This window comes from Halobacteriovorax sp. BALOs_7, assembly GCF_003612895.1.
Taxonomy (GTDB): domain Bacteria; phylum Bdellovibrionota; class Bacteriovoracia; order Bacteriovoracales; family Bacteriovoracaceae; genus Halobacteriovorax_A; species Halobacteriovorax_A vibrionivorans.
Genome location: NZ_CP027772.1, coordinates 742,150 through 754,796, shown reverse-complemented (window position 1 = coordinate 754,796; position 12,647 = coordinate 742,150). Strand labels below are relative to the sequence as shown.

The window sequence follows — 12,647 nt, the reverse complement described above, 5'->3', positions numbered from 1 at the left end:
TTTTTAATAAAAAGTTCAAAAAAGTTTGATTCAAATATCAAAGAAAAATTTTAATTTGTACAAAGATATGGCCAAATACAAGGCGATAAAAATAGTATTCTCCCTCTTCATTTTTATAATGTTGTAATCTCGTAGCAATACAACCAAACTCCATTGATTTATTAAAATGAGCCAATGTAAAATGAATGTTATCTAAGTTATTCAAGCCGCAGAAAACATCTCTACACACCGAAGGGATCTTCATATTATGCCGATCACAGTAGCAAGCCGTGTACTTTGCGATAAAACGTTTGATTTCATAAAGTTTAACACTTGGATTTGTAATAATTATTTCACGTAAAGAAAGCATTTCAGTCAAGGTAGTTGCAACATCTGATATATCATAGGAGACTTTCTTTCCCAGTTTTTCAACCATCATAACTTCAATTTCTTCAGATGAAGGCATTGGTATGTTTGATGGGTTATTTCGAGAATATTCTCTTGCTCCCAAAATCAAACGATAGAACTCCTCATCACATGGCTGACTATCTACATGATTACATTTCTCACATATATTTTTTTAGGTCTGAGAATTTTTGCTTTTTTTGAGTTCTCAAAATCAACCTTTTTGCCATCACCAAAAAAGCCCTTTATATTATCGCTTCCAGCAAATTCATCAACTAGCTTTCTTGGAAAACGATGCTCTCTCGTTAAACGTCCAACTTTTCCACATAAAATACATACCTTTACCTTTTCCAACTGATATTACTCAACACGATAATCACCAAGGCCCATAACAACCTGTGATTTAAATTGAAAGCTTTTTGCAAATGAATCAATTTCAGGAAATAGGCTGGTTCTTGAATAGCCTAAAATATTTTCAAATATTTTATACGTATATAACTCAACTCTTAAAGTATCAGAAATTGCAATAGCAAACATCCCTGATTGTTCCTCAATTTTGCTTTTTCCCCAATCCCACTCATGATAATTACAGGATAAAGAATGATTTTTATTATCAAAGATATTACTAAATGCAAAAATACTCTGCTGCGCCCTCATTCTTTCAAGCAGATAATCCGGCTGAAATAAGTATACTTTTTCATCTCCATAAGCCTGAAACGTATCACCAACTCTCTTTTCTCTATCAACATACTTAAGCTCATATGTATTCGAGTCGTCTAAAGCTAAGCCTATTACTAAATTAAAACTTTCATCTTTTCCAATACTTTGACCTGTGTTTAAATCAGTCGCTCCATCTCGAGTAAAGAACTCTTCCCCTATCGCAAACCACAATGCAACAAAGAAATTATAGGAAAAATCGATAAGTCTTGTGCTTGCACCATGATGCTGAAGCAATGCCAACAGTTCTAAATCATGAAGTTCTCGTTTATGCCCATTGTGAAAACCACATTTTTTTGATTCATCAAGTAGTTGAGTTTCAAAAAGATCAACTCTTGTCCGTAAATCATGTGCAGTAGATTTTTGGCCAAAGAAATCAGCACGAAGAGCACTTCTTGCAATTGAGCTATCAATCCTCCAATCAATATCTCTTTGTCCTCTCCATATGACACCACTATTTCTATTTTTGAATGAATAAACCTTTAAAAGTTTAAATAAATCTGAAAGGGATTTTGGAGAAATGACTTTTCCGTGTATCGAATGTGATAACAGGTCACAGCATGCTCCATTATAGTTCTCCAGTTTAATATTTTTCTCTAAATAGCTAATCTTCATTTCATTGGAAGTCTCAAGGCTAGACATCATCATTCACATCCTTCCAGATATGATTTTATTTCTTTCACGAAGTTATAAGCTTCTAAGCGTGTCCATGATTGATGACTGCCAAATAAGTATTTTAGCTCATTAACTTCTCCCCACTCTTTACACGTCCCTTCCGACAACAATGCTAGCCTTAAGTAGTCCAAACAATCCAAGGTCATTTCCTTATATTTTTCTTTCTTGAAAAGGTGGTCTGGAACATTCCAAGATAAACATTCTATCAGATAGGAAGGAACTTCAGTACTTAGAACTCCTTTACTACTCATCTCTTTTTTCAAGTTTTTTATAATTCTTATTAGTGGTTTGTGCCTTTGACCGGTATTAGTATTCTTACTTACATGGCTGTCATAATTTTGCTGTGGCCAATTATAAATTACCCCATGAATCGTTTTTAAAGCAACTCCTTCGTAATAGTTTGTTTTGGAAGTGTACCTTCTATGTACAGCGAGGGCGACAACATCTCCGTCAACTCTGCAACTATTTGAATGAACTTTGATTGCCTTACTTCCAACTGTAACATTTTCTTTATTAAATTTGTCTTCAATCGCTTTAGCTAAATCAGTTTTAAAATCATTAAATGTATATGTTGCATCGACCAATCCAAAATCATCATCGCTTAGGCCTTCCGAATACTGGTTAAAATACAATGAATTGAGTCTTACTCCAACGTCTACATCACTATCACTAGGAATATTTATTCGATTTGCATACGACCCTTTTGTAAAGACAGTAATGTCTTTACTTTTTAAAACCTCTGAGGACTTAATTGCTTCCTTAACCATTCTTTCGGTTCGCTCAATTTTCTCTTGTTCTGTTTGAGATGGCGGTTTCGCCCACTTTCTCAATCTTGCCTCAACTCCAGTATGAGCTTTTTCTAGCAGCTCACCTAAGATACCAACTGTTTTATCATCGAATGAGTTCAAACCCGCTCCTCTATCTGAATATTTATTTCTATTCAAATGTTTCAATTAACTCTTTTTTTAAAAATCTGAAATCCATTTCACCCTTAGTATTTCTATCTGTCCAATATTTACCAATCAACTTTCTCTCCTCCCCCTGAATGATATCAAGTGAACATGCACCATCGTGTGCATTACTTCTTTCATGCACAGAAACCCTTGGTTTATTCGTATAAACAAAATCAAGCGTTTTTATCTGATTGTCTGAATCAATATTAATAGCTGAACTACTGCTCCAACTTTTTGATTCTCTTGTCATTTGTACACAACTCATTTTGAATAGACTTTGCTTAATTACAAGATACGCATCAATTGGCCCTGGAATTTCTCCTGTTTCAGGGTTTTTCCAATTTGTTTGAAGTATGCCTTTCCATGTCCCGTTAAGATCAGGAACAACAACTAACCACCCTCTAAAGATTGGAAATCGCCATCCCCATTTAACAAAAATAACGATCAGAGGAGAAACCCATCCAATAACAGTTGGAATTTCTTTTATCGCTTTCCAACTATTTGGAACATTAATTCCTTTTGTAAAAAGAACCCCTATCCAAATTAGAATTGAAACCCCAACGACTACTGTTACTGCCCATTTAAAATTTAAACTTCTACTCATTTTTCATCCCTCAACTCTGCATACTCCATCAAGTCCCAGAAAAAGTCTTTCACTTCATTTACCTTAGATAATCGTGAAGAGGTAAATAAAAGCTTAATTTCATCTATTTCTGTCCATTTAGAGCTTAAATTCGATTGGTAAGTATGGTACCAAATCTGGCCGACGACGCTTTTGACATCATCATATAATTCACTTTTTCCGTAAAAACGGTCTGAAATGTTATAAGCAAGGCAAGCTATTAAGTGAGACGAAATTAATTTCGCTGAAGAGTAACCTTTTTCTTCCATTTCATTTCTTAATCCCTTTAAAACTCTAACAACTTTTTTATATCTATAGCCAGTTCTTGTGTTCTTTGCTTTCCCATTTGCTAAAGTTTGCTCTGGCCAATTAACAATAAATTCGTCAGACTTTGAAAAAAAGCAGCTTCCTGTTCTGAAATAAAGTGATGAACCTACCCAATAATATTCTCTATAATCAAAGGCTGGAACAACATCGGCATTAATTCGATAAGTGTTTTCACTGATATGAAATGCTTTATCTCCATTTTTAACGTTTGAACTCCCAAAACGATCATTTAAAACCTGCAGAACTTTCTCTCTATAAGTATTAAAGCTTAACGTCGCAGGATATATTTCTACATCACTTGCTGACAGCCCCAATGGAAGCTTATAGTGAAAAGTATCCGAACAATGGACCCGAATATCAACATCACTATTTTGTCTAACATTAGTATTTGCAATATATGAGCCTTGAGGACATATTTCATAGTTAAGCCCAGCCATCTCCTTATGGCCATCTAAGGCATCAGAGATTACCTTCTTCGCATTTTGGCATTTTTGATCTTCAGTTGTACTTAGTGGCTTAGCCCATGTTTCAAACCTAGATGACCAACGACTCCTAGGAGTTGAACTTTTTAAAAGTAGATCACCCAAAAGAGACAATCTTTTGTCATTTTCCATAATTTCTCCGGAAACATACGATAATGCTCCGAAGATAGAACACATCGAGTTAACCCTTTGTTAAGATGGGAGCAAAACTCATCGTGTCAACCTTTGTTCAATAATTTTTTTTTGGAGTTCGATCTCTCAAGTGATCACACCTGTTTTACCGCGAATGCTAGGAGAATTTTGGGGAAAATCGAAGAATTTCAAATGTATATCCAACTACTTAACTGATGTTCGTCCAGCGTTGCAGTTGGTGGAGGTGGTGGGATTGCCCAAAACGGCCAAACAGAGCTAATAATCAACGATTACAACAGAAGACGTGTGGCAAGACTAGACCACAATCAAATAACTAACCAAAATCACATAAGGATTTGGGCCTACTGTCTCCTTCATTATTCTAGTGTGGAGGGCAATATTCTACTTTGCCACATATCTGCCACACGAAAAACGGCCAATGGCGACGGTCCTAGAAATATCTCACCAATCAGAATTTAATGACTTATCATTTTAAAATCTTTTTAAAAAATTTTTGACTCAAAATTTAGTGAATCTTGCCACACGGTTTGCCACACGGTTTGCCACACTATCAAAAATAAATTATCTAAATTTAAAGTGATTATTAAAATCATTTGTATCTACGACTTTTGCAATGTCTCTAATTGAACCTATATCCAAGATGTAGCCTTCTTCTTTCATACAATTCGTAAATAAAGATAACCTATACTCTCTTTGATATTTATATGCCGAATCCTTTACCATACCAAAAGTGTTTAAATTAGACTTATAAGTTTCATTTAAATTGATATATTTGATAGGACCGGCCTTAGCACAAAATGGAGTTTTCTTTACTGCATCTTTAAAACGCATGAAGAATTCATCTACATCAAATATAATACATGCTTTTTCTCCGAAATTTAAACACTCGTCGCTTAAGTAATATCGCTCTTCGATATCTTTCTTACTTAAGCGACTCTTAGATTCGTTTTCAATTGAATAAATCCCTGTCATCGAAAATATTTTTATAGTATTTAATAATTTATCATCATTGTATTGTTTTAAATTATCAGCAATTCCAATATATTTTTCATTGAAAAACATTTCAAACTTTTCAGAACCGAAGGATTGAATAATAGATTCATTCCGATCAAGCCGATGATCAGACTGTAAAGTTTTAGAAAAGAAACTCAAGTGACACATATACATCTTTCCATCCAAAAACTCATTAATTCTAATATTTGATCCTATTTTAATTAAGGCGCGTAAACCTGTATAATCTTTACTCAAGCTTCATCCTTATTCATCATAATTAAACATATCGTATTCTTCTTCAGGAATTACTATAGTTAAACATTCTTTGATCCATCCATCTATAATACTTGAACATTTAATCATTTCTTTAAGCTCTTTTGAACTAATCCAATCATTGTTCCATATACTGATAGTTTCACCTAACACACAGCGATTTAACGGAGCATTTTGAATGATATCAATTTTACATGCGACCGCTATTCTTTGAATCCAGATTTGCATATAGTCACTATTAGGACTTTTATTGAACTTATTTACAATTTTATTTAATAATACCTCTCTGCTGTCATCCACATTTGATAAGAGAATGCTTAATATCGCTGAGCAAACAGGATATGTACGAGGGTTATCAATAGCAATATCAACAACTATACTCATAATAGGTACTATATTTTCAATATCAGTAGAATTATTTAAATGCTTATAATAATTAGATAACAATCTTATTAGGCTTCCTGAATTTTGATACTTTTTGGAAAATTCATGTAAATTTAAGATGTTTCTAAGATTTGATTCTTCAACAAATTTTAAGTTGAAACTACCAAACTTATCTTCTTTAATAGATGCACTAACGACACTACGACTCTGAACAACCTTCTTAGAGTTCAGTTTTAAGCTGTATTCATAGAGTGTTTCCGTTAATAATTTTAATATTAAATCACTTTCAACTGAATTATTTGTAAAAATACGATAATCATCCCTAAAACGTAAAATTTGGTAATCTTTTATACCATGACTAGATATTTTTTTTTCGAGTGCAACATCAATTGCACCTAAAACAATCTCAGCTATAAAGTCCATTAAGACAGAACCTTGTGGAATCCCATTTGTTTGACCAAAGTTCATATTTTGTAGACGACAATCAATAACATTTCCTATCAGATTCATATCTTTTTGGCGAGCCTTAGCGACTTCTTTAGAATGTAGAGCCCATGGTATTGAGTGTGTGTATATAGAAGAGTAGCAATCAGCAATATCAGCATGAGCGATAAGCTCATAATCAAGGGCTAGCTCTATAGATCTCTTCTCTACTTCATTACTCCAGTTCTTAACTTGTGCAGCAACATCACTCTCGTCAGAAAGGCTTTCGACAGGAATACTAATACAGTCTGAGTTATCAATCTTTTGGAAATCATGAAATTTTTTAATAATAAATGACCAGTTGTCTTCCGTTGTTAGCTCATGAACTAATGAAACATAGAGAGCTGGGTGAATAATACAAAATGGTCTCCATGAATACTTTCCATCTTTGTTAGCTAACAAAGTATAGTTCAAGTCATCTAGACCTTTCAACATCTTAAAGTCCGCAAAATCCTTTAATTTTTTATCCTTTAATAAAAGACTAATATCCTGGAGGATTTTATTGAATGAAAAGTACTTAGGTAATACAAAATTAAAATAACTATTTCCCTTTAAGAAGAACTCTCTGGCATCATCACAACTCATTTCTAATACTGATCTAAAATTCAAGACTTCTCCCTTTGAAAAAATATGTAAACACATTATCGACAGAACCCTAAATTAATATAAATAATTATTACAGACCTATATAATTTCAAGTACATATTCTTTTTACGAATTTTAGATATAATTGAATTTATGATAATAAATAATTATGAAGGCTCATAATCAAACGCTATTAAACAGTATATTTCATGATTTTAAAGAAAATAGAGGAAGGCTTTATTTACCAACATTTATATTACAAAACCTATTCTCAAAAGACGAGTTCACCCAAGAAGAAATCGACGAAATCCTCAATTCACAAAGAACATACGACTACCTTCAAACTTTCTTACCAAATCTCGAAAAGCTAGAAGAGTACGAAGAGAAAGTTATTGAATTACTTGGTGATGATAACGACTTCACAGAAAAGCTATTAAGATACTTTAGATCATCTATCCTACAACTTCATGGAAACAAGTATTATTCAAAGACTAAACATCGAAGAAATATGATGAATATTCCATCAACGAAAGAAGTTAAAGAATCCATACTACATAAGCGTTTAAAGGGATTTGAGCTAGATAAGCACATATACGAGCAACTGATAGAAAGTACTCCTACTCACATAGATTACGATGGACTAAAGTCTCGTCATGCTAAATCTGATTTCTATTACATCAATTATAAGAATAAACACTTCTTTGAATACTTCTTCTATGTATTCGTTAAAGCCAAGTTCAAAGAACAGTATAATAACTATTGGTCGAGATATATTGACTATATGGGGCTTACTCATAAGTACTTTTTTGACCAATTATTCTCCAAAAAGATTGATTGGAGCTACGATAATAAAGGAAGTATTGAGAATCGTATCAACAAATACAGAACAACCGTCCTAAAACAAAGTATTGAAATCATTAAAGAAAGGGCCATCTAAATCGTGTTTTATTTCTTAGACACGATCTGCCCGTTATAGAACAATTAATTAAGTCATACCTTTATAAACGAGCCAACAATGATGTTGGCCACGATATAAAGGAGGACTTAAATGTCTCAATTACCAGTAAAAGCATTATTAAGTATCGAAGAAGCTTCTAGCTTCCTCTCAGTCAAAGTCTCACGACTTCGCACAGCGGTATTTCGAAAAGAGATTCCATTCGTAAAGATCGGTCGTCTTGTACGTTTTAAACAAGACGAACTTATCAAGTGGATTGACTCGAAAACAGTCAAAGCAGATGAGGAGGATTCGTCATGGCTTTGGTAAGAAATTTCACGCAAATCCCAAATGAGATTTTTCAGAGTCAGAATCTAAGCGCTAAGGCCATGGGCCTTTATGCTTACCTTAAGTTTCGTTCTTACTCAGGCAATGCGAGAAGGTCATTTCCGAGCCAGAAAAAGATCATGAAGGACTTAAAGATTGGAACACATAGAACGCTAAGAAATCTTATTCAAGAACTTGTGGTTAATGGTTTTCTAGAGTGGAAAAAAGGCTCAATTTATACAGGAAATAGCGACTATAAGCTCTTAGTACCTAACATTCCGAACATAGATAGTGGCTAAAATGACTACTATATAGTGTTCAAAATGATGCCTATATAAATATAAGATAATAAATATAGTGCTCATTTTGAACATTCCTAAAAAACTAAAACTTAAAGATTAATAATTATTTAAAAAGGAATTTAAAAATGAAAAGATTAAAAAAGATATCTGTTTCAGATATAAGGTTTTCGCTAGACGAAGAAATATTAAAACCAAAAGAACAAATAAAGAGACATAGTCTCGATCAAATTAAAATAAAAGAGTTAAAAGAAGATTTTAAAACGAAGTATAAGTTTTTAAAAGCTCACAAAGGTTTTCAAAGAGGACATACTCATGTCTTCTTAGGAAGAACAAACAAGGGGAAATCAGCTCTTGTACAGTCTTTAGCTTGCGAGAATATTGTTAGAGGTCATAACACCCTACTCTTTCTTTCAGAAGGCGAGAAAGGCGATGTTAAGCGACGATTTGATACCATGTTATCTCTTAAGTATAAATCTGTTGAAGAACGTAATCGCATTATGCGAAGACTTATTCTTTTAGATGAATCCGACTTAGATCAAGCGACTATTCATGACCCACAATCATGGATAGCTTCGCTTTTTAAGTTTGTGAAGGAGTATGAGATTGAATTAGCTTATATTGATAATTTCTCAACTTGCTCTTTCGGTGACTCTTCCCCCGAAATTCAAGCGAATTTCGTCAAAACACTTTGTGCCTCAACACAGAGATATCAAATTCCACTAATTGGAGTTGTCCATCAGGCTAAGTCCGTAGCTCCTGATAAAGAACTCACAATTGAAGATATTCGTGCAAATTCAGCTTTTATGAACTCCCCTTCATTCGTGTATGCTTTGAATAACTTTTGTAATTACGAAGATCAATCTAAGCGAGTCTTAACAATTCTTAAATCACGTCTCGATGGCGATATCATTGGTAACTACTATGATCTGAGCTACAAAAAGTACAAAAATGAAGGTTTTTATGTAAAAGATCAGAAAATAGATAACAAAATCGCTAAAGAGCTGTTTTTTCGAAACAAATCGCAACGTTTTACGACAAAAAGTTTCCAAAAGAGTTGGTAAAAAGTATGAAAGGCCTTTTCTTATTTTCTATATTTGGTATAAGTCTAGTGCTCTTTCACATTCGAATAATGAGGACGACAGTAGGCCAAAATCCTTTTTGCAAAAAAAGGAGCAAAAATGGCTAAATTAGACGAGGACAAAAAAGGTACAAAAACGAACAAAAAGTGTTCGAAAACGAGCGAAAACGCTCAAAAACAAAAGAAGTACCGAGTTGATATTCGTATGCCTCACGGCAAGCGTATATCAAAAGTTTTTTACCGTAAATACGATGCTGACCAATTCCGAGCAAAGATGCTCGTTGAAAGGCAACGTATAATCGATACTGGCATAAACATAGACGGCGAAATCACGTTTAAAAAGTTTGCAGAAATGTGGCTTAAAGAGCATGTCATCGGTCGAAAAGCAGAGAAAACGATTCGTGGATATAAATCGAATTTCAAAATGTATATCCTTCCTGTTCTTGGTGAAGTGAAATTAAAACACATCAACTATCACCATGCTAAGAAACTTGAGAGCTACGTTCTCAAGCAAGGCAAAAAGAATAGAACAGTTAATAAAGTGATGATGGTTTTAAAAACTGTTATCAATGAAGCGGTTAAACTAGATTACTTAGTTCGAAGTCCTATTCGTGGCTTTAAGGAATTAAAGGAAGATCCTTCACAACTTGATTACTGGTCAAAGGAAGAGATACAACAATTCATCGACAAGAATCAAGATAACCCTTTACTCGACTTTTATCAGATGACTCTTAACACAGGACTAAGACTTGGCGAGATTTGTGGCCTATGTTGGGATAGAGTTGACTTCAATGGTGGCTTTATTAGCATAAATCGCTCTCTAACAAGGGAGGGCCTTAGAAACACGACAAAGACCCATAAAGGCCGATACATTCCAATGAATGATAAGGTAAGGGTCATACTCGAAAATCGTCTTAAAACACGAAATTCGCAGTTCGTTTTTTCTACACCCGATGGCGAACCTCTACCCTATAGCCATATCAACCAAAGACACTTTAAAAAAGCACAACGAATTGCAGGCCTTTCAAAAATAATTCGCTTTCACGATCTAAGGCATACATTTGCGAGTCACTTTATGATGAATGGAGGAAACCTCTATACATTGCAGAAATTATTAGGGCACACCGACATCAAGACGACCATGATCTATGCTCACTTAGACAAAGATTTTATGATTGAAGCCGCTAACGTTGTTTCGTTTTAACTTTTTATCTAAACTCCTTTTCTTCACAGTCCGATATGTCAGGAAAGGAGTTTATTTAATGTCAAATTTGATAACCTTAGAAAACTTTAAAGAGTTACTAGAGTACCTTAATTTTATAACGGCAATTTTTGCATCAGGCATAGTAATATATTTATTTATTACAAAAAAAGAACAATTTGCAAGTTTGTATAATGTACTTAAAAACTATACACAGCAAGTAGCACTAAGTGATCTAAGAGCAAAACTGCACTCTTTAGAAAGATTTAAAATTGATGAAGACAATAAAATTAAAGCCAATAGAAATGAAATAATTAATTTAATGAGTGAGATTTCAGGACAACTTAAAGGAAATCCCTTATTAAAAATTAAATGTGCTGACCTGATAAGACAGTTAGACAGTCATATTAGCAATCCAAACTCACTGACAGAGCCACAAAAAAGAGTAATTGGTCATGAGTTATTTGAAATAATTAGACATCTTAGCCTTAACACAGTAAATGGCTTAGATAGAACAGAGGTAGATAGAAATGGATAAAATAATTAAAGTAATTAATAAGATGATTGATAAAAAAGACCTAATTAAAGACGCACGAGAAGGATCAGGTTTTTCAGATAATGAAATATTTTTCAAATACAAAGAATATATTTGGGGAATAACAAGCTTGACTACATCTAATTATAACTTGTATTACTACCCAGATCAAACTGATGTAAAAGAACTAGCAGATGCTATGAGATATGATAATACTGATATTAAGTTTGTAACTCATTCTACTTCTTCTTATGACTCACCTGAAGCTATTCAATCTTTTAAAGAGCTCCACTCTACTGTAAAGTCAAAACTATACAATATGGATGAGACACTAGACGACATATTAAATGATGATTAACCCCTGCCACACCGTTGCCACACGACAAGGCAACCACCACAAAAACCTGAATGATATTAAATAGTTAGGGAGATGTGGTGGAGGTGCCGACAGACTTGCAACACTTTGTTTTCATTAAGGTCACAAAGCGAAGTGTAGCCAAAATAGCCACGACGGCCCATACTTTCGATAAACGTTATCACTACTCTTTTGTGTAACGTTTGGGTGTGTTCATTTTAATATTAATCATAAGTGTAGGCAAGTCACTGATCGCAATTAAAGACGTCTTGATCTTCTTAGAACATGATTGGGGAGAAATCTTCTTCTAGAATTTATTACTACTTGCTGTCTTCTTCTATTAGCTTCTATTCGGTTAAATAACTGTTTGAAACTTTGAATAAAATTTCTTAGAAAGCTATTAAATTCATCTCTCATTTTTCCTAAATTAAAATCTATAAAGTTTTGTCTACTGAAAGGAACAACGTAAGACCAATCACCTTCTTTAAATGGCAATAACCACCAAATTCTTTGCTCTTCTCCAAAGTCAAAGAACACGGGAACCTTACTACTACTCCATTCATTAAGAATCCTGCTTTCCTCGGTATATATTTTCATCAGCATTGGATTAGGAGTAATCTGTACACCATCTTTTAGAGCATTAAAAAATTGCTCCTTATCTCTTTTCCTACGGAGGCCATCAACGACCCATACCAACTTTGGGTAAAAATTATCTCTTGATAACCTTTCTTCGCTTGTAATGAATGAGTGTTGAAACTCTATTACTGAACCATGTACTGTTTTAACATCTGCGATATGCTTTTCACCATCATCAGCAGTTCTTTCGGGTGTATCACTTGGTGGAAAATGGAATAAAACAACGGTTGGAGACATCATCAACCGCA

Annotated in this window: 16 protein-coding genes; 7 read left to right on the top strand and 9 right to left on the bottom strand. The window is 33.8% G+C overall.

What is annotated here, in order from left to right; translation table 11 throughout:
- Positions 1-37 precede the first annotated feature (37 nt).
- From BALOs_RS03705 to BALOs_RS03670, 8 genes are all read right to left on the bottom strand, one after another.
- A complete protein-coding gene (locus tag BALOs_RS03705) occupies positions 38-496 on the bottom strand; it encodes a hypothetical protein (protein ID WP_162929524.1) in 459 nt (152 codons plus the stop codon).
- 32 nt (positions 497-528) lie between these two features.
- Positions 529-738: a hypothetical protein gene (locus tag BALOs_RS03700; protein WP_120404309.1), complete on the bottom strand. Its 210-nt coding sequence runs from the start codon at positions 736-738 to the stop codon at positions 529-531.
- 6 nt (positions 739-744) lie between these two features.
- Positions 745-1,749 (bottom strand): FRG domain-containing protein, encoded by a 1,005-nt coding sequence (locus BALOs_RS03695; RefSeq protein WP_120404308.1) that lies wholly within the window; start codon positions 1,747-1,749, stop codon positions 745-747.
- Positions 1,746-2,684, bottom strand: coding sequence for a nucleotidyltransferase (locus tag BALOs_RS03690; RefSeq protein WP_162929523.1), 939 nt, complete (start codon positions 2,682-2,684; stop codon positions 1,746-1,748). The genes BALOs_RS03695 and BALOs_RS03690 overlap by 4 nt, the downstream gene beginning before the upstream one ends.
- A gap of 28 nt (positions 2,685-2,712) precedes the next feature.
- A complete protein-coding gene (locus BALOs_RS03685; protein WP_120404306.1) occupies positions 2,713-3,333 on the bottom strand; it encodes a hypothetical protein in 621 nt (206 codons plus the stop codon).
- Positions 3,330-4,292 (bottom strand): nucleotidyltransferase, encoded by a 963-nt coding sequence (locus BALOs_RS03680; protein ID WP_162929522.1) that lies wholly within the window; start codon positions 4,290-4,292, stop codon positions 3,330-3,332. The genes BALOs_RS03685 and BALOs_RS03680 overlap by 4 nt, the downstream gene beginning before the upstream one ends.
- Before the next feature lie 582 nt (positions 4,293-4,874).
- The gene (locus tag BALOs_RS03675; protein ID WP_120404304.1) at positions 4,875-5,561 is read right to left on the bottom strand and encodes a hypothetical protein; all 687 of its coding nucleotides are present in this window, start codon (positions 5,559-5,561) and stop codon (positions 4,875-4,877) included.
- A gap of 9 nt (positions 5,562-5,570) precedes the next feature.
- Positions 5,571-7,055 (bottom strand): RNA-directed DNA polymerase, encoded by a 1,485-nt coding sequence (locus tag BALOs_RS03670; RefSeq protein WP_162929521.1) that lies wholly within the window; start codon positions 7,053-7,055, stop codon positions 5,571-5,573.
- 145 nt (positions 7,056-7,200) lie between these two features.
- Here BALOs_RS03670 and BALOs_RS03665 point away from each other — a divergent pair, with 145 nt between their 5' ends.
- The 7 genes from BALOs_RS03665 (at position 7,201) to BALOs_RS03635 (ending at position 11,766) form a co-directional block, all read left to right on the top strand.
- Positions 7,201-7,968 carry a hypothetical protein gene (locus tag BALOs_RS03665; RefSeq protein ID WP_120404302.1) on the top strand — a complete coding sequence of 256 codons (768 nt, stop codon included), beginning with the start codon at positions 7,201-7,203 and terminating at the stop codon, positions 7,966-7,968.
- Positions 7,969-8,079: 111 nt separating this feature from the next.
- Complete coding sequence (locus BALOs_RS03660) at positions 8,080-8,295, top strand: helix-turn-helix domain-containing protein (RefSeq protein WP_120404301.1); 216 nt, start codon at positions 8,080-8,082, stop codon at positions 8,293-8,295.
- Entirely contained in the window at positions 8,283-8,591 is a 309-nt protein-coding gene (locus BALOs_RS03655; protein WP_120404300.1) for a helix-turn-helix domain-containing protein, read from the top strand. The genes BALOs_RS03660 and BALOs_RS03655 overlap by 13 nt, the downstream gene beginning before the upstream one ends.
- Before the next feature lie 128 nt (positions 8,592-8,719).
- Positions 8,720-9,655, top strand: a complete 936-nt coding sequence (locus tag BALOs_RS03650) for an ATPase domain-containing protein (RefSeq protein ID WP_120404299.1) — start codon at positions 8,720-8,722, stop codon at positions 9,653-9,655.
- A gap of 117 nt (positions 9,656-9,772) precedes the next feature.
- Positions 9,773-10,876, top strand: a complete 1,104-nt coding sequence (locus BALOs_RS03645) for a site-specific integrase (RefSeq protein WP_120404298.1) — start codon at positions 9,773-9,775, stop codon at positions 10,874-10,876.
- A 58-nt stretch (positions 10,877-10,934) separates the two neighbouring features.
- Positions 10,935-11,411, top strand: coding sequence for a hypothetical protein (locus BALOs_RS03640; RefSeq protein ID WP_120404297.1), 477 nt, complete (start codon positions 10,935-10,937; stop codon positions 11,409-11,411).
- Positions 11,404-11,766, top strand: coding sequence for a hypothetical protein (locus BALOs_RS03635; protein WP_120404296.1), 363 nt, complete (start codon positions 11,404-11,406; stop codon positions 11,764-11,766). The genes BALOs_RS03640 and BALOs_RS03635 overlap by 8 nt, the downstream gene beginning before the upstream one ends.
- A 255-nt stretch (positions 11,767-12,021) precedes the next feature.
- Here BALOs_RS03635 and BALOs_RS03630 read toward each other — a convergent pair whose 3' ends face one another.
- A complete protein-coding gene (locus BALOs_RS03630) occupies positions 12,022-12,639 on the bottom strand; it encodes a hypothetical protein (RefSeq protein WP_120404295.1) in 618 nt (205 codons plus the stop codon).
- Between the last annotated feature and the right edge of the window lie 8 nt (positions 12,640-12,647).

Bases quoted from the DNA above. Each gene is read 5' to 3' on its own strand.
- BALOs_RS03695 (WP_120404308.1), bottom strand. From the start codon at position 1,749: ATGATGATGTCTAGCCTTGAGACTTCCAATGAAATGAAGATTAGCTAT.
- BALOs_RS03665 (WP_120404302.1), top strand. From the start codon at position 7,201: ATGAAGGCTCATAATCAAACGCTATTAAACAGTATATTTCATGATTTT.
- BALOs_RS03685 (WP_120404306.1), bottom strand. From the start codon at position 3,333: ATGAGTAGAAGTTTAAATTTTAAATGGGCAGTAACAGTAGTCGTTGGG.
- BALOs_RS03650 (WP_120404299.1), top strand. From the start codon at position 8,720: ATGAAAAGATTAAAAAAGATATCTGTTTCAGATATAAGGTTTTCGCTA.
- BALOs_RS03645 (WP_120404298.1), top strand. From the start codon at position 9,773: ATGGCTAAATTAGACGAGGACAAAAAAGGTACAAAAACGAACAAAAAG.
- BALOs_RS03655 (WP_120404300.1), top strand. From the start codon at position 8,283: ATGGCTTTGGTAAGAAATTTCACGCAAATCCCAAATGAGATTTTTCAG.
- BALOs_RS03635 (WP_120404296.1), top strand. From the start codon at position 11,404: ATGGATAAAATAATTAAAGTAATTAATAAGATGATTGATAAAAAAGAC.
- BALOs_RS03660 (WP_120404301.1), top strand. From the start codon at position 8,080: ATGTCTCAATTACCAGTAAAAGCATTATTAAGTATCGAAGAAGCTTCT.
- BALOs_RS03640 (WP_120404297.1), top strand. From the start codon at position 10,935: ATGTCAAATTTGATAACCTTAGAAAACTTTAAAGAGTTACTAGAGTAC.
- BALOs_RS03680 (WP_162929522.1), bottom strand. From the start codon at position 4,292: ATGGAAAATGACAAAAGATTGTCTCTTTTGGGTGATCTACTTTTAAAA.
- BALOs_RS03630 (WP_120404295.1), bottom strand. From the start codon at position 12,639: ATGATGTCTCCAACCGTTGTTTTATTCCATTTTCCACCAAGTGATACA.